29 protein-coding genes are annotated in these 13,773 nt (G+C 51.6%); 3 read left to right on the top strand and 26 right to left on the bottom strand.

All coding sequences use genetic code 11. From position 1 onward, the window contains the following. Positions 1–2: 2 nt before the first annotated feature. From O1721_RS09520 to O1721_RS09395, 26 genes are all read right to left on the bottom strand, one after another. Positions 3–221 carry a hypothetical protein gene (locus O1721_RS09520; protein WP_063162582.1) on the bottom strand — a complete coding sequence of 73 codons (219 nt, stop codon included), beginning with the start codon at positions 219–221 and terminating at the stop codon, positions 3–5. A 150-nt stretch (positions 222–371) separates the two neighbouring features. Then, the gene (locus O1721_RS09515; protein WP_032647545.1) at positions 372–647 is read right to left on the bottom strand and encodes a hypothetical protein; all 276 of its coding nucleotides are present in this window, start codon (positions 645–647) and stop codon (positions 372–374) included. A 167-nt stretch (positions 648–814) separates the two neighbouring features. Further along, the gene (gene lysC / locus O1721_RS09510) at positions 815–1,072 is read right to left on the bottom strand and encodes an Rz1-like lysis system protein LysC (RefSeq protein WP_418921723.1); all 258 of its coding nucleotides are present in this window, start codon (positions 1,070–1,072) and stop codon (positions 815–817) included. Then, a complete protein-coding gene (locus O1721_RS09505; protein WP_032647543.1) occupies positions 966–1,442 on the bottom strand; it encodes a hypothetical protein in 477 nt (158 codons plus the stop codon). Before O1721_RS09505 ends, lysC begins: the two co-directional genes overlap by 107 nt. Continuing rightward, a complete protein-coding gene (locus O1721_RS09500) occupies positions 1,430–2,074 on the bottom strand; it encodes a glycoside hydrolase family 19 protein (protein WP_047058797.1) in 645 nt (214 codons plus the stop codon). Before O1721_RS09500 ends, O1721_RS09505 begins: the two co-directional genes overlap by 13 nt. Next, on the bottom strand, positions 2,058–2,429 hold the full coding sequence (locus tag O1721_RS09495) for a phage holin family protein (RefSeq protein WP_048961198.1): 372 nt from the start codon (positions 2,427–2,429) through the stop codon (positions 2,058–2,060). The genes O1721_RS09500 and O1721_RS09495 overlap by 17 nt, the downstream gene beginning before the upstream one ends. 93 nt (positions 2,430–2,522) lie before the next feature. After that, positions 2,523–3,029: an HNH endonuclease gene (locus O1721_RS09490; protein WP_479953788.1), complete on the bottom strand. Its 507-nt coding sequence runs from the start codon at positions 3,027–3,029 to the stop codon at positions 2,523–2,525. Positions 3,030–3,279: 250 nt separating this feature from the next. Continuing rightward, positions 3,280–3,765: an HNH endonuclease signature motif containing protein gene (locus O1721_RS09485; RefSeq protein ID WP_063135715.1), complete on the bottom strand. Its 486-nt coding sequence runs from the start codon at positions 3,763–3,765 to the stop codon at positions 3,280–3,282. Then, positions 3,762–4,439: a bacteriophage antitermination protein Q gene (locus O1721_RS09480; RefSeq protein WP_063135716.1), complete on the bottom strand. Its 678-nt coding sequence runs from the start codon at positions 4,437–4,439 to the stop codon at positions 3,762–3,764. The genes O1721_RS09485 and O1721_RS09480 overlap by 4 nt, the downstream gene beginning before the upstream one ends. Further along, a complete protein-coding gene (locus O1721_RS09475; protein ID WP_023330221.1) occupies positions 4,436–4,552 on the bottom strand; it encodes a hypothetical protein in 117 nt (38 codons plus the stop codon). The genes O1721_RS09480 and O1721_RS09475 overlap by 4 nt, the downstream gene beginning before the upstream one ends. Then, positions 4,549–4,911: a crossover junction endodeoxyribonuclease RusA gene (gene rusA / locus O1721_RS09470; RefSeq protein ID WP_023330220.1), complete on the bottom strand. Its 363-nt coding sequence runs from the start codon at positions 4,909–4,911 to the stop codon at positions 4,549–4,551. The genes O1721_RS09475 and rusA overlap by 4 nt, the downstream gene beginning before the upstream one ends. Beyond that, positions 4,908–5,198 carry a DUF1364 domain-containing protein gene (locus O1721_RS09465; RefSeq protein ID WP_015964709.1) on the bottom strand — a complete coding sequence of 97 codons (291 nt, stop codon included), beginning with the start codon at positions 5,196–5,198 and terminating at the stop codon, positions 4,908–4,910. Before O1721_RS09465 ends, rusA begins: the two co-directional genes overlap by 4 nt. After that, the gene (locus tag O1721_RS09460) at positions 5,191–5,361 is read right to left on the bottom strand and encodes a NinE family protein (protein ID WP_193143726.1); all 171 of its coding nucleotides are present in this window, start codon (positions 5,359–5,361) and stop codon (positions 5,191–5,193) included. The genes O1721_RS09465 and O1721_RS09460 overlap by 8 nt, the downstream gene beginning before the upstream one ends. Further along, the gene (locus tag O1721_RS09455; RefSeq protein WP_116298938.1) at positions 5,361–5,798 is read right to left on the bottom strand and encodes a recombination protein NinB; all 438 of its coding nucleotides are present in this window, start codon (positions 5,796–5,798) and stop codon (positions 5,361–5,363) included. Before O1721_RS09455 ends, O1721_RS09460 begins: the two co-directional genes overlap by 1 nt. 219 nt (positions 5,799–6,017) lie before the next feature. Continuing rightward, complete coding sequence (locus O1721_RS09450) at positions 6,018–6,311, bottom strand: DUF4752 family protein (protein ID WP_202212717.1); 294 nt, start codon at positions 6,309–6,311, stop codon at positions 6,018–6,020. Further along, the gene (locus O1721_RS09445; protein ID WP_202212716.1) at positions 6,311–6,583 is read right to left on the bottom strand and encodes a hypothetical protein; all 273 of its coding nucleotides are present in this window, start codon (positions 6,581–6,583) and stop codon (positions 6,311–6,313) included. Before O1721_RS09445 ends, O1721_RS09450 begins: the two co-directional genes overlap by 1 nt. Before the next feature lie 4 nt (positions 6,584–6,587). Then, positions 6,588–7,391: a hypothetical protein gene (locus O1721_RS09440; RefSeq protein WP_225990900.1), complete on the bottom strand. Its 804-nt coding sequence runs from the start codon at positions 7,389–7,391 to the stop codon at positions 6,588–6,590. A 76-nt stretch (positions 7,392–7,467) separates the two neighbouring features. After that, positions 7,468–8,016 (bottom strand): hypothetical protein, encoded by a 549-nt coding sequence (locus tag O1721_RS09435; RefSeq protein WP_225455246.1) that lies wholly within the window; start codon positions 8,014–8,016, stop codon positions 7,468–7,470. Beyond that, positions 8,013–8,273 carry a DUF4752 family protein gene (locus O1721_RS09430; protein ID WP_105322446.1) on the bottom strand — a complete coding sequence of 87 codons (261 nt, stop codon included), beginning with the start codon at positions 8,271–8,273 and terminating at the stop codon, positions 8,013–8,015. The genes O1721_RS09435 and O1721_RS09430 overlap by 4 nt, the downstream gene beginning before the upstream one ends. Then, on the bottom strand, positions 8,270–8,698 hold the full coding sequence (locus tag O1721_RS09425; RefSeq protein ID WP_233171517.1) for a hypothetical protein: 429 nt from the start codon (positions 8,696–8,698) through the stop codon (positions 8,270–8,272). The genes O1721_RS09430 and O1721_RS09425 overlap by 4 nt, the downstream gene beginning before the upstream one ends. Beyond that, positions 8,695–8,994, bottom strand: coding sequence for a protein ren (locus O1721_RS09420; protein ID WP_176690891.1), 300 nt, complete (start codon positions 8,992–8,994; stop codon positions 8,695–8,697). Before O1721_RS09420 ends, O1721_RS09425 begins: the two co-directional genes overlap by 4 nt. 4 nt (positions 8,995–8,998) lie before the next feature. Then, on the bottom strand, positions 8,999–10,372 hold the full coding sequence (locus O1721_RS09415; protein WP_105322444.1) for a replicative DNA helicase: 1,374 nt from the start codon (positions 10,370–10,372) through the stop codon (positions 8,999–9,001). Then, a complete protein-coding gene (locus O1721_RS09410) occupies positions 10,369–11,448 on the bottom strand; it encodes a replication protein (protein WP_105322443.1) in 1,080 nt (359 codons plus the stop codon). Before O1721_RS09410 ends, O1721_RS09415 begins: the two co-directional genes overlap by 4 nt. Next, positions 11,441–11,587 carry a hypothetical protein gene (locus tag O1721_RS09405; RefSeq protein ID WP_224213928.1) on the bottom strand — a complete coding sequence of 49 codons (147 nt, stop codon included), beginning with the start codon at positions 11,585–11,587 and terminating at the stop codon, positions 11,441–11,443. Before O1721_RS09405 ends, O1721_RS09410 begins: the two co-directional genes overlap by 8 nt. A 41-nt stretch (positions 11,588–11,628) precedes the next feature. Continuing rightward, positions 11,629–11,913 carry a CII family transcriptional regulator gene (locus O1721_RS09400; RefSeq protein WP_032668703.1) on the bottom strand — a complete coding sequence of 95 codons (285 nt, stop codon included), beginning with the start codon at positions 11,911–11,913 and terminating at the stop codon, positions 11,629–11,631. A gap of 86 nt (positions 11,914–11,999) precedes the next feature. Then, the gene (locus O1721_RS09395; RefSeq protein WP_023306036.1) at positions 12,000–12,188 is read right to left on the bottom strand and encodes a Cro/CI family transcriptional regulator; all 189 of its coding nucleotides are present in this window, start codon (positions 12,186–12,188) and stop codon (positions 12,000–12,002) included. A gap of 103 nt (positions 12,189–12,291) precedes the next feature. Between O1721_RS09395 and O1721_RS09390 the strand changes: the two genes are divergently transcribed. The 3 genes from O1721_RS09390 to O1721_RS09380 are packed head-to-tail and all read left to right on the top strand — an operon-like array spanning position 12,292 to position 13,749. Further along, positions 12,292–13,002: a LexA family protein gene (locus O1721_RS09390; RefSeq protein WP_105322442.1), complete on the top strand. Its 711-nt coding sequence runs from the start codon at positions 12,292–12,294 to the stop codon at positions 13,000–13,002. 30 nt (positions 13,003–13,032) lie between these two features. Then, positions 13,033–13,416 (top strand): hypothetical protein, encoded by a 384-nt coding sequence (locus O1721_RS09385; RefSeq protein WP_032668232.1) that lies wholly within the window; start codon positions 13,033–13,035, stop codon positions 13,414–13,416. A 3-nt stretch (positions 13,417–13,419) separates the two neighbouring features. Further along, a complete protein-coding gene (locus O1721_RS09380; protein ID WP_045889108.1) occupies positions 13,420–13,749 on the top strand; it encodes a hemolysin XhlA in 330 nt (109 codons plus the stop codon). Positions 13,750–13,773 lie beyond the last annotated feature (24 nt).

Raw genomic sequence — 13,773 nt, 5'->3', positions numbered from 1 at the left:
GGTTACTCCGTTGTTTGTTCTTCTGGCTGTTCGGCTTGCTCATCTGGTACCGGAGTGAACTCCACACGCTTTACATCAGCAGGAGCGAAATACAACCACTGCCCCGTCTCGGTCGCCAGCGGCACAAAGCCGTTAACCAGCTCAGGTTGACGGCGTGACATCTTGCCCGTGAAGGTTTCGCCTGTTTGGGTGGTAAGCGTGATTTGGTAGATGTCAGACATGATTACCTCGTTGTCTTGTCGCAGCTGTTGCCCTGCTTCTCAGAAGTGCTTAGCCACTTACGGCTTACCCGTCAGCAAGATGTGATCACCATCCTTGCGGGGTTACACATATCATTATCGAAGCCCCTCAGTGAAGAGCTTCTGTAATGCCTACAGCAGTGGACTGCACAGCGCGCCGGTGTTGCGAGGGTGTCGGCCAAAGACGTTAATCTTCTCTCGAACACTTTCGCTACACATTCGCTCTACGATTCGCCAATCAGCCTTTTCAGGCGCGGTTTTCACAGCGAATGCGGAAATGACTCGATCCACCACCCGGCGCAGTGAGAACGCCGCGCGACTGATGATGTCGCTGTTTAGCGAAAGGGACGCGATAAACGCCCAGCACCCTGAAAGGAAAGCGGAGATGCGCGGGTAAAACTTAGCCATGTATTACTCCTGTTTAACTGATACCTCGCGTTAATGCGAAGCTATGAGAATTTGCTACGGTTAAAGTCCAGAGGAGAGACTGTGTCAGAACCTCAGGGATGAGGCTCTATTTCTCCTGGGTCTGCTTATCCCATTCCTCGCGGAACCTGGATGGGTTGTCGAAACCTTCACTGCACTGGTTGGTTTTCATCATTTAGCCCTTTCTCTATTTTGCGAATTGCTGCCCGATCGATGTTGCACTGCCCGACAATTCCGTAAAGCGTTGCGTTCATCGAAACGCTGTCACCGTATGTGGGATTGTCTGGCAGATCAGGCACATCAATGCGCGACGTCAGTTCCGCCGGAAGGCTCAGAACCGGCTGCTTTATCACCCGGTATTCCACGGGCGGATTCTGCTGCTGCGCGCAACCGCTCAACAGCGGCATCAGGAACAGGAGCAGCAGCGCACTTATCTGCCGCCAGGTAGCGCTTAATCTCGCTCTGTAGCATTCGGTTCTGCTTCGCCGATTCTGCCCTTTGCTCTGCGACCTCAGACATGACCACGTTTTGCCTGTTAACAGCGCCAGCAAGCTCTTTAACGCTCCCCGCCAGATCGTCATTTTTAGCCCTCAGGTCGTTGATCTGCACATCCTTGCTGTCGTTAAGCTGTGTCAGCCTGTCGTTCGTCGCCGTCAGCTGATGATTGCGGGCGTTCAGCCCCCACAGGCAGATAGCGACGAGAATGATGAACGCGCAAGGAATGAGAATGTGCGCATTGTTTTTGAAAATGCGGAATAAACTGATTAACCCGAACATAAAACCCCCTTAGCTTTAGTCAAGCGGGCTTTCCTGTCCTCCAGTCCGTTGGTACCACCGTTGATGATTCTGGTGATGCGGCTAACATCATCTGAGTCAGCGATAGCGTTAAGTCCGTGATTGCTCCACCAGGCAGCTGCGGATTCAGCAGCATATTGAGGCTGAGCAAGTAGTTCCGGGCTCTTCACGATATCAACGCCAAGCTGTTTGACCAGCGCGGCGTAATTCGCTTTCCCCGTAACCTGAATCAGTCCGCGCCCGCGGTAACGATATCCATCACCACTGTTGCGATCGCCGTTCCCGTTCCGGTTGGCGTAGATGATGCTGCCAATCATTTTCTGGTCGGCAGGGTGAGCATTCTGGCCTGAATCTACACGACCATATCTGAAAGCATCTTCCTGGCTGATTCGATTGCCGAACATTGCCAGCAATGCGCCGTAGCGGTAATTCAGGCTCTCTTCCACATGCACGAAGCCAGATGATTCATGCCCCACCTGCGCGAGGAAGTGCGCCTGCCTTAACGGTGTGCCTATGTCGTACTTCTGCATTGCAGCCAGCACGACTGGAAACCACTTGCCGGCCAGTGCCGAACTGGTGCCCGTTGCTTGCTGAAATTTACTGAGGGTCAGCATTTGCTTTGTCTCCCGGTTCATTCAGGCCAAGGCGACGGCGCGCATAGGCGAAAAGCGAATCCACCCCCACATACCCGACGCCAGCCGAGATCGGCCAGCAAAGCTCAGGGGGGAAATTCCAGTTGAAGATTGCCCATATAGCCGTAAGTGTCGGCTGTGCGAAGAAGCAAAGGATTCCGCACATCGTTGCGCCGGCGATCCGGTCTTTCCACTTTGATTTCGCGCCGCGCGAGGTAGCGAGTATCGACATGACAAAAGCCAGTACCGAATAGCCAGCTTCGTTTTTGTGGTTTACAAGCCACGCAAGCATCACCGCCCAGGTATCTGGTCTGTCTTGCATAGTGGTTTTCTTCATGTTCGCACCTGCTTGGTGCTGGTTGATTAGGTCAGGCCCTCGGGACGATTTAACAAGTAGGCGTGTCGATGATGGTTCCCGTGAACCTGAAAGTTAGGGCCTATTGAATTCGCCAAAATATTTTTTTGCGGCATCTTGATAGGCCTGATGAGCCTCATGCTTGGTCATAAAGTTACCCAAGCTGATCGCCTTTTTATTAACAACAATCCTTGCTCTCCATGGTTTCTTAACCCGTTGAGCTGTTTCGTAGTAAACCCCTTTAAAGCCAGATTTGTTGTTTTTATATTTGGTCTTGTTTTGCCTATTCTGTGTTGGCGTACAAAGGCGCAGATTGGTAATTCTGTTGTCGCTCTTGTCGCCGTTGATATGGTCAATTTCCATACCTTCAGGGATAGATCCCTTCGCCACGATCCAAACTATTCGGTGTAGGCCAATCACCTGACCCAGAGCGCTGACCATGTGGTAACCACACTTGTTAACATAAATTGGGTTTTCCCCGGCCTTTGCTGTACTTGAGTTGGCTATCCTGACAATGCTCCCGACATCTGGGTCGCAAAAGAAGTATTTTTCAATCTCTTCCTTGGAAGGATCTTTTAACATGGCGTTTGCCTTCTTTGAGATGAACCTTTGTCGCATAGGAAATCAGCCCGTCGAGGCTCGCCAGCACTAACTGACTTCCTCAAAGGCTCATTTCAAAGGGTTTTGGATTCGACGTAGTTGAAAGCGCATTGCGGTGCGCTTGTGAAATTTGGAAATAAAAAAGCCCAAGGCTTTAACCTCGGGCTCTTAATTCTTTGTCGACAATCGAAGCTATGGCGACGATATCAGATTTACATGAAATATATGCGTTTCAATCCAGTTTTGCAAGCCTGAAGTGATTAGCAATTCTGTATGCTATATCCGCTCTTTTTACATCATCGTAGAGACCTAAGTACTCGCGCTTTCCGTCTATAAGAATTTGAGCCTGCCACTTTTTGGCCTTCTTGTTGAAGTAAATGCCCTTGCTTCCTGATGTGTTGTTTTTATACATGCCAGTATTGAGGGAGTTTAGTTGGCTGGTTGCCTCTCTTAGATTGGCAATCCTGTTGTCATTTCTTATTCTGTTTATGTGATCTATCTCTTTTTCCGGCAAATATCCATGAACATAAAGCCATGCTAAACGATGGGAGAGATATATTTTTCCTGAAATGGTTATCCTTTCGTAACCAAGTCTATCTATATGCCCCGCCACTCTTCCTACTACTACATTCTGACGTTTTTTAATCCACGTAAATACGCCCGTCTTCTCGTCATAACTTAGAAGCTCTTTTAACGCGCTCTGGTTAATCTTTTTCATTTTTGATCCTCCGAATTTGTCGCCTTTTGTTGTGAACGTGATCGCGTAACCTGCAATAACGCCCCGCTATCCAGGCGCAGGAAGATGCGCCGCATATCAACCCAGCGGTCCGTAAACGTCTCTGACCAGTTCTTTGGCGTTACGCCAACCAGCGACGCCAGCGACTGATATTCGTACGTCTCACGTCCTGCCAACTCCGCTTTGACGTCCTGCGCCGCCAGCCAGATAAGCTTCTTCAGGCGCTCCATCGTCTTGCCCGCCACCTTCTTCGCGCCGAGCTGCTCACGGAACTCAGCCCATGCCCACTGGGTTATCGCCACCTGGTACTCGAATTTGATGTTCTCGCTGTAGTTCCAGAGCAGCCATGCCTTCTGATGGTCTTCCAGCGACAGGACTGCGCGGCGCCAGGATGCGGTCACGAACTCAACCGGCCCAACCAGCGCAATCGATGATCCCTTTGCGCGGGACTGGCTGCCACTCATCGCTGGGCCGTGCGGGTTAACTTTACGGCCGGTGACCGGGTCAGTGACTTTCTTCCGTCCCCGGCTGCGCGCCGTCGCGGTGAATTGTGCGTTCTCGGCGAAAGCTACCAGCTGCCCTTTCGTCGCCCCGCTCAGATCTGCGGTCGCCACAATGAGCTGCTGACGTACGTATTCCAGTTGCTGACTGTTCATGCGGCTTCCTTCTGTGGCTGGTTGGTTTTGGTCTGGCTGTGCTTTGCTACTGGCGGTAGGTTGGCGCGCTTAACGCTTTCTGCCTGGTACCGCAGGAAGTCTGTGTGGTTCATTCGACCTCCAGTTCGGTGATGGTCAGTTCAAGCCTGCCGCCTTTCACGATTGGCATCCTCTTCACGCTGTAGTAGTCGACCTGCTGGTCATCGAGCCAGAACCCGGATTTCGTCAGGGCGTCGAACGCGGCCTTTTGCAGATTGTCCAGGTCGCGGCGGCGGCGATCCGGCATATGGCACTCAATACGTATTTTCACGGGTGTAGCTAGGCCGATATCCAGCATTGAGTCTTTGATGATTCTGGCGACACTGTCGCGGTACGCCTGCCCCTCTGTGCTGATGTGCGTGCGCCCGCGGTTATGCCGGTAGTAGCGGTTGTTGCTCGGCGGCCACGGGAGGCTGATGCGATATTCATTCATGCTTTTACGAGCCCCTCTTTCAGCCAGATAACCTGTGTGCGGGCCATGCCCTCCAGCGCGCACTCCTTTGCATATTCCGCATCGACCAAGCGGGTGCGGCGATCAATCTCGTCGTGGCAACTGCTGCATGCGATGGTGGCGATCAGGTCTGGCGGCTTGATTCCGGTACCGCAGAGGCCAGCAAGACGAATGTGAGCCAGTACTGAGGTTTCAGGATTGCCGTTGCATACGCCGGGGATCCGCACCTGACATTCGCGGCCGCGTGCCGCTTTGCATAAATTAGCCATGCGCCCTCCGTGCCGCGAGACGCAGCCATTTCTGATCCACCAGGCGGGCGGTGTAGTCTTTCAGTGTCGGGATTTCGGACGGCTTAACCGCCGGCTTGCGCTGGCGGCGCGCCGGAACGCGGAAGATTTCATTGGTGATGACGCGTGCGAGAGGGCTAGCCATTACGCAACCCTCCCGAAGTAATCACCTGAGTAGCGAACTTCACGGAGTTGCACGCCGTTTTGCATAGCAAATGCCTGGCTGTATTCGATGAGACTGGTCATGCGACGGATGCCCATCTTCGCAGTGCTTTCCCGGATGGCGCAGAACTCCCCTTCCAGACCCGGCACCACTTCACCAGGCTTACCGGTGGCAATGGCATGGCCTGAGACATACAGGACTTTCCATGAAGCGAGGTCGCGTGACTTGCCAGCCCATTGCAATTGCTTCGCTGTATCGCCACAGAGAGCGTGGAAGAGGTCGTTTTGGGCGAGAGTGCGGCCAGCCTCAGAAAACTTCACCACGAGCGGCAGAGCGTCGTTAACGGGCAGCTTCCTGATGTAGTCGATGAGGTTATCGCGAACGCGTTCGTCGCGGAGGTAGAAAACAGGCTGCTTCATACGCCACCTCCGAGAGGTAACGCCGAATGCAGAAAATCGCAGGTGCATTTCTGCATCTGTGACAAGGTGAGGAGTTCAGATTGTGGTCGCATTTAAGTCCCCTTAAATGCGCAGAAGTCACCAATGGGTGTTCAGGCCATCAGCAAAGAAAGTATGGACGGTTGATTCAACAAAATCAACTGAAGAGAAAGGCCTCCGAAGAGGCCTGAGTTTTGTGCGTCAAAGCGGTTTTACGTCGCGCTTAGCCTCGGGCCGATGAATGCGGATCGTCATTCCACTATGGGTGGTGATCACCATGCTATCCTCAGGATTGATATCAGCCAGATCAAAAGCCTCGTAAAACGAATCCATAGCTAGGGTTTTCTCGTCTTTCCGGTTCCACCAGCGCCAACAACGGCGAAACAGAAAACCAATAAACCAGCCATGCGCTTTGGCTGCCAGGTAAAACCATGCGATCACCATCGTTGCGAAAAATAACCAGTCCGTCGCACTGAAGTCTCTAAATGCGGCCATCACTTCACCTCCTGCTGCGGTGCTGCTGCCCACTGCTTGCATACCTCAATCTGCTCATCCGTGAAGTATAAAAATGCCATGTCATCACTCCATCCGACACTATGAAAGTGTTCCGGTAATGGACCTTTTTTCCTGCGCTCGCAACAATAAAACTCAACAGAGTCAGCTATCGGAACAGGCTTAGAAAACTTCCATGTAAACCCTGCCTTCTTCATCAACTCTTTTGGATCTCCATTGATGTAGCTAATGATTATTCTCTTGAATTTTGGCATCTAATTACTCCTGCTGCGGTGCTGCTTTGAGCATGGCCGCCCAGCACAACTTAGCCCGGTGCGCTGCCTGTTCACACCCACTCATTCTTTGGTAGGCCTCCCATTCTTCCGATTTACTGAAGGACTCATCCGGTCTGGACTCAAAACCCGCGACAATCATGTCTTCTGTCGGCTCAACCGGCACCAGTGCGTAACCATCCGGGATAGCCTGCTCCATGATTTTCTCGTATGCGGCAATTTGCGGGTCATACGGCAACTCATCACGCTGGCTTACAGGTTCGGCATACCCGCTGTGTGCGTCGGCATCATAAGCCAGAATATCCGGCTCATCAGTCAGCTCACCTATCAGATGGCGCATGCGGTCAGCTTCATATCGCACGCGCTCTGGATACTCTGAGCGGTCTATTGTGATGCCTTCCCACGGGTGATGGCCTTTACGATGCAGCATTGCCGTCCAGTTTGTTTTGCCGTTCGTTTCAGGCATTGAGCCGTACCAAACAGTTAGTTCTGGATGCGCGGTAACAAGTTCGGCTTTACCCTGAAGCACGGCGGCGCGGCTACAATTGACCATCTTCACACCCAGGCGGATATCATCAAACTCAAGGTCGCCTTTAATTTTCGCATGCCGGAAAGCGATCGACAGGAACTCCAGGCACTGCTCGTTGGTCCATTCCGTTACAGGCTGCGCTTCGAGCGATGCCAGCGCGATACGCGCCAGCTCATTGAGGATTGTCACATCAGCGTGACCGAGGGTGTAGCCAGCCCTCAAACCAGAAACTGCTTGCACTTCCTGTTTGGTAATTTTCATTTCAGCAACCCCAGGTCAGAAATCAATAAAACGCAGGCTATAAAGCCAACCATTAGAGCAATGCACTCACCTGTACTCATGATGCCTCTCCTTTACCGGCTGCGGCGGCGCTTAATTTTGTATTCACGTCGCCTTCAAAAATCGGCAGCACACCAATTGCAGCGGCCCAGTTTTTAGCTAGCTCAGGGTCAGATGTCTCGTCGGTGTAGTCTGATGCTCGCCAACCAATAATTCGCTTCTGGTCAGGAAGGTCAGAATTTCTCTTCTCTGATGATTGCCCTAACGCATTAAGAAGCGTTCGTATCTCCTGCTGCTGAGTGGCTATGGTTGAGTCTTTTGCTTCCAGCTCATCCAGCAGCGCCTCAATGCGCTTCTGCTGAAAATTCCACGCCTTTGCTTCATTCGAATTTACGTCTCCCCAATCCGCCCGTTCCGTGTCATCTGCTCCGCACAGATGGCAGTAGCAATCGCCGTAATCCCCGGAGTCAGCAATTGCTTCTCCACCATCCAGAAGGTTGCTGGGGTACATTTCACCGCAATTGCAGCATTCCACCAGGTAAAATGATCCTTCAACGCTTTGATCACGCAGCGCCTGTTTGTCGATGTGTTTGTCGATGTTGCTCATTGGTCGGCTCCTTCTGTGCGATACATCATGATTGTCAGATCGCCTTTAGTCGCCAGGCGCACCGTTGTTCCTGGTTCGATGCTGGACAAGTCAAACGCATCGTAAAATTCGTGTACTGCCTTCTGTCTACGAGATAGTTTTCTACGCTTCTCCCACTGCTTTAGCGCAATGGAGATAAACCACTGGCCCGTTTTGAACATGATGAATAACCACCCCATCAGAGCGAGGCCAGTGTTTAGAATGTCCAGAATGCTCATGACTGCACTCCTTTGCGAAGCTGGGCGGTGAAGTCACCGCAGATAGTTGCTGCTGCATCAAGCCCAATTTGTTCGTCCTGATAGCAATTAATAATTGCATTGCTAATTTTCAGGCAAACTTCATCTACTGCGGCGGCCCGCACTTCAGCCAGGAAAGCGTCGGTAGCTGGGATTGAATCAAGCACTTCACAAACATCGTCGTTCTTGCCATCGCGCTCAGTTCGGCAATATCCGCACATGATGTAACTGTCAGCATGCTTTTCAATCGCTGACTTCAGCCCCGCATTCTCCGCAGCCAGCGCCGCGCACTTGGCATCCGCTTCAGCAAATTTACGCACCAGATACTCAGCATTGGTTTCGTTGACCTTCAGATCGCGTGGAATGCACTTGCCGCGCAGAAAACCTTCCATCTCAAATAATTTCATCCCCCTACCCTCCCCCAAACCATCAATACCCTTCTCATCGCCGGACTGTTGCGGCACTCCTGAAATATTCCGTTGGTGCAGCTGCGCGCGGTACCAGCCTGCTCTTCCGGTGTCGCCAGGCGATAAGTCACCGTTCGCCAGACCTTGTTCACGCGCACAATCTTGCGGGCCCGCTCCAGATCGATAGCGTTCTTCGTGATGCAGTTGATGGTCATGCCACACTCGGCGGCCACATCCTTAGCGGTAAAGGTCCTGTGCGTTTCGAGATAACGCAGAATTGCCTGTTTGCCTTTCATCGTCTTAGCACTCATAGTCAGCCTCCTGTTGCATCTGGCCGCTGTAGGTGAAATCTACCGGGTCCAGGCCGGAGTAGCGGCTGCTGAAGTGGTAGGTTTTTTCTGCCCCCGGCGCATGGCGGGACTTCACACAGATGATTTCTGTGATGCCTTTCAGTTCGGTGTTCGGGTTGTATTTCTCATCCCGGTAGATCATGAAAATCACATCGGCTTCCTGCTCGATAACACCGGACTCGCGGAGGTCAGCTGCGACCGGGCGCTTATTAGCACGTTCTTCGACCTTACGGTTAAGCTGAGCCAGTGCGATGACCGGGCAACGCAACTCTTTCGCCAGGTTCTTCAGGCCGGTGGCGATCTCCCCTACGCTGCGGTTCATGTTCTCAGGGTCAGACATGCGCATCTTCTGGAGATAATCGACGATTACCACGCCCAGTCCGCCCAGCTTCTTACTCATACGCCGCGCTTCCGCACGCACCTGGTGAACGCTTAGGGATGGCTTGTCGTTGATATAGATCGGGGCTTCGATGAAATCCTTCATGCAGTGGCCGACCTTTCCCCAGGCACCATCCATCACGCCGCTCTGCTTGCTGAGTAAATCCTCTTTGCTCACCCGGGCCCGGTGGAACGCGACACGTTCGGAGATCTGATCAACTGGCATTTCGAGGCTGAAGAACAGCACAGGCTTTTTGTTTTTCAGGCCGACAGTCTCGGTCACGGTGGTGCTGAACATGGTTTTCCCCATGCCCGGGCGACCGCCAACCACGATGAAATCGGTGTTGTTGAACCCGCCAAAAGCGCTGTCGATGGTTGCCATGCCAAGCTCGGTTTTGTGCTTCCAGATATCGCCGCTAATAATCGACTGGATGGTATCTAACGACATGTCGATCCCGGTAGTGATGTGCTCGGTGCCATAGTCAGCACTGTGCTCAATACCGGAGATATCGGCCTGTATGTTGCCGATGATGTCAGCGATACCCTCACTGGATGGTTCGGACAGCTTCTGGATCCCTACCTGTAGCGCCAGGGTCATCCGGCGGCCGAGATGCATTTCCCGCAACTTTTCGCAGTACGAGGCAAGGTTCGCGAACGACGGTGTGTTCTTGCTGCATTCAGCCAGGTAAGCGAATCCGCCCGCACTCTCCAGCGCTCCAAGGCGCTCAAGGTCGCTGGTCAGTGTCAGCAGGTCTATCTTCTCCCCGGATTCGTTAAGGCGCTTATAGGACCGCAGAGCCACCTTGTGAGGCGTTGCTGTGAAGTGGTCCTCAGTCAGCCCCTCAATCGCGTCAGTCGCCATGTCAACGCCGTCAGTGCGGCCCGCTGCGAGCATGATCCCGCCGATGACGGCCTGCTCAACGTATAAATCAATAAAACGGCTCATGCTTTCACTCCCTTGCGCTCACGGTGCTCGTTGATGGCCTGCTCGTAGACAGATCCCCAGTTCTTCGGATTCAGTATCCAGTCGAGAGTCAGCCATGGCTGATCGCCTCTGGTGCCGAACAGGGAAGACTTGCTAATCAGCTCGAAGGCCATTCCCATGTGCTTCAGTTCTCGCCAGTTGCCCTGGGTGGTTTTGCCGTTCCACACAGCTTCCAGGTCTCGATAGGCCGGACGGCGGCGGTTCCACTCATGCAGTGAAACGGCCTTCGAAGGGAATTTTTCATTCCAGAGCTTGATGATCTCTTCGTGCGGACAGGCTTTCGGGTTGCTTCCATGACCATCTGCCCATATCAGGGCGTCTGACAGGTATCCATCAAAGCGGGTCATACGGCACAGGTTCTCTGGCTTGAAGCTGTGACCCCAGTTCACATGGGCCCAGCGGATAACCAGCTTCAGCTCTTCAGCGGTGTAGCACTGGTCTTTGCTCTTCACTGTGGAGAGAGCTTTCTCAAAAGGTGCCAGCGCAGCACAACGACTACCCGTTAGCTCGTTGAAGTAATCCATCACTTCCTGAGCGAGTGAGTTTTCCACCTGGGGGGATTTAGGGGGATCTTTTCTTTCTTTCTTTTGAATAGTGTCTTTTGTGTCCCCATGTTTTGAGGGATACGACTCCCTCATTTTGAGGGATGCTTTCTCCCTCGTTTTAGGGGATTTCCCCTCATTTTGAGGGATGCACCATTCTGAGATGTTTTTATTTGGTCCGAACATGCCGCCTTGTTGCTTGATAACGTTCATTCTGACGAGTTCTAACTTGGCTTCATTGCACCGCTTGACTGGCAACTTTGTTATCTCGCTAAGTTGCGAATCGCTTATTCTGTCCATTGGCTTATTCCAACCGTAGGTTTTGCGCAGAATGGCAAGCAGCACTTTAAAATGTCGCTTTGTCAGATCGGCGCCTGAATACGCCTCAAGGAGCATATTTGATAGTCTGGCGTAACCATCATCGAGATCTGCCACCTGACGCTCCACGGCCGCCAGAATCGGCCTGATTGGTGTTACTGTTGCAGGGCTACTCATGACCGTTCTCCTTCCGCTTTAGTTCTTCGATGATGGCTCTCAGCTTTACACCAACAGCCGGGTTACAGGATTTGATGAACCGGTCACGAGCAATATTTTTGTGTACTGCCGCCTGGTACAACCGAGGTTTTTTTGGCATAATTACTCCTGAAATTAGTGTTGTTGACGTGACACAGTTTCTTAAGCCCCGAACGAGTTACCGCTCGCTTGGGGTTTTTCTTTTGTGAGAATCTCAGCTACCTGCTTTGCCAGCCGCGCCATATCGTCATCTACGACGCCCCACTCCAGAACCGCCAGTAACATCGACAGCTTCGGCAGCATACTTTCCTTCCAGCGGGTGATACCCGACTTATCCATCCCCAATGCCTTTGCAACGTTAGAGGCACCGCGAATAGCAATCTGATTCAGGATCCAGGACTCAATTTTTCGAGCCTGGGCTTTGTTTCGGGTAGTTGTGTTTTCCATTAGTTAAAATCCTTAATAAGTTGTTGAGTCGGCTGACGAATCAGCCGAGTAAATTTGGGTTCCATGTTGTTAAAGAGCGGTAGTACTTACGGGGTTTTGCTGTGCGGGAAAGGCTTGATTTCTTCAGCCTTGATTTTCCCGTCGGGCAGTCGGTTGATAAAAATCTGACGCCCAACCCTAATTGCCTTGCTGATTGCCGTCTGGTGTACACCGATAGCGTCAGCTGCTTTGGCCTGACCTACCTCGCCAACAAACTCAGCTAAAGAAATCTTCATGTGGTTGCTCCTTTGAGTGCATAACCAAACAATACCAGAAGTATTACATAAAGCAATACCTGCGGTATTTTTAAAATATGAGCTTTGGTATTAATATCTGATAATGGAAAAGAAAAAGATTCTCACCCCCGCTCAAGTGGCTGATTCACAGCGTTTAAAAGCCCTTTACGAAGCGAAGAAAAAAGAACTGGGTATTACTCAGCAATCCATTGCGGACGCGCTGGACATTTCTCAGGGTGCCGTCGGCCATTACCTCAATGGAAGGAATGCCTTAAATACAGCGGTAGCATCGGTCTTTGCCAGGCTTCTTGGGGTTAGTGTCTCTGATTTCAGCCCGTCACTTGCGAAGGATATCTCTGATATGAGCTCGGTGGCGTCGGAAAATACTTCTTTCGCAGGGCATTATTCACCTGGCTCAAAATATCCGGTGATTAGCAAAATTCAGGCGGGCGCATGGTGCGAAGCGGTTGAGCCATACACCCTAAAAGATATAGATCTGTGGCTTGAGTCGAATGCTCACATTCAGGGTGACGCGTTCTGGTTGCTCGTTGAGGGCGAGTCAATGACAGCCCCTACTGGCTTGAGCATACCTGAAGGAACCTATGTACTTTTCGACACCGGTAGAGATGCGGTAAATGGCAGTCTGGTAATAGCAAAGCTATCCGATTCGAACGAGGCAACATTTAAGAAGTTAGTGATCGACGGTGGGCAGAAGTACCTGAAGGGTCTAAACCCGCAATGGCCTCTTGTTCCGGTGAATGGTAACTGTCGAATTATCGGTGTTGCTGTAGAGACGAAGCTGCGGCTGGTTTAGCAGGCGCACTGAAATTACGCTGAGGGGATAATGGAAGAATCAGATCAGGAAAAACGAGAGCGCGAGCTAATGGAGGTGCTTTGGCGAAAATTTAGAGCGCTATCACCTGAATTACTGTCTCAATTCCTAGCAGAACGAGGCGTTCCAATCGTCTCATGCCCTATATGTGGCAGTGCAGATATGGCCGTACCACAGGCCAGCGAGCAAATTTATGACGGAGATAAGCCGACTGGAGAATGGTTTACGTATGTAAACCCATCAAAAGTAAGCTCATTTGGGTTTGAACCATTACACTCCTTGCTTCAGTACAACTACCGCATAATTTGCAAAAATTGCGGATATGAAAACAGATTCTCTGCGCACCCAGTTCTATCGTGGCTGGAGAAGAATGACAAAAAAACTAATGCCGAGTAGACTATGAATCAGCACAAAGAAGATGCAACAGTCGTCTGGGATCGTTTTCCACAACATGGTGGCGGTAGCGGCGGAGGTGGTGAGATGGAAAGTAGAGTTGCAAGACTGGAATCCGATATTGAGTACATAAAGCGCGATGTATCTGATATTAAATCGGATATTAAGTCTATTGATTCCAGGTTAGCAACAATTGAAACAGCAATTGGCTCGCTTAAAACCACCATTAAAGCCTCCGCTGTTGTCATCACAGTGGTTTTCTCTTTTTGCGCATATATTTTTGGTAATTATGTAGCCAAAATACTTGATGCACTAAATGGGTTGGTTCTCAAGTAACCCCGGCCCCGGCATTGCCGGGTT

This window comes from Enterobacter cloacae complex sp. HYC033_NIDB (genome assembly GCF_056673335.1).
Note: the sequence above shows the minus strand (reverse complement) of the source record. Positions and strands in the feature narration are given on the sequence as shown.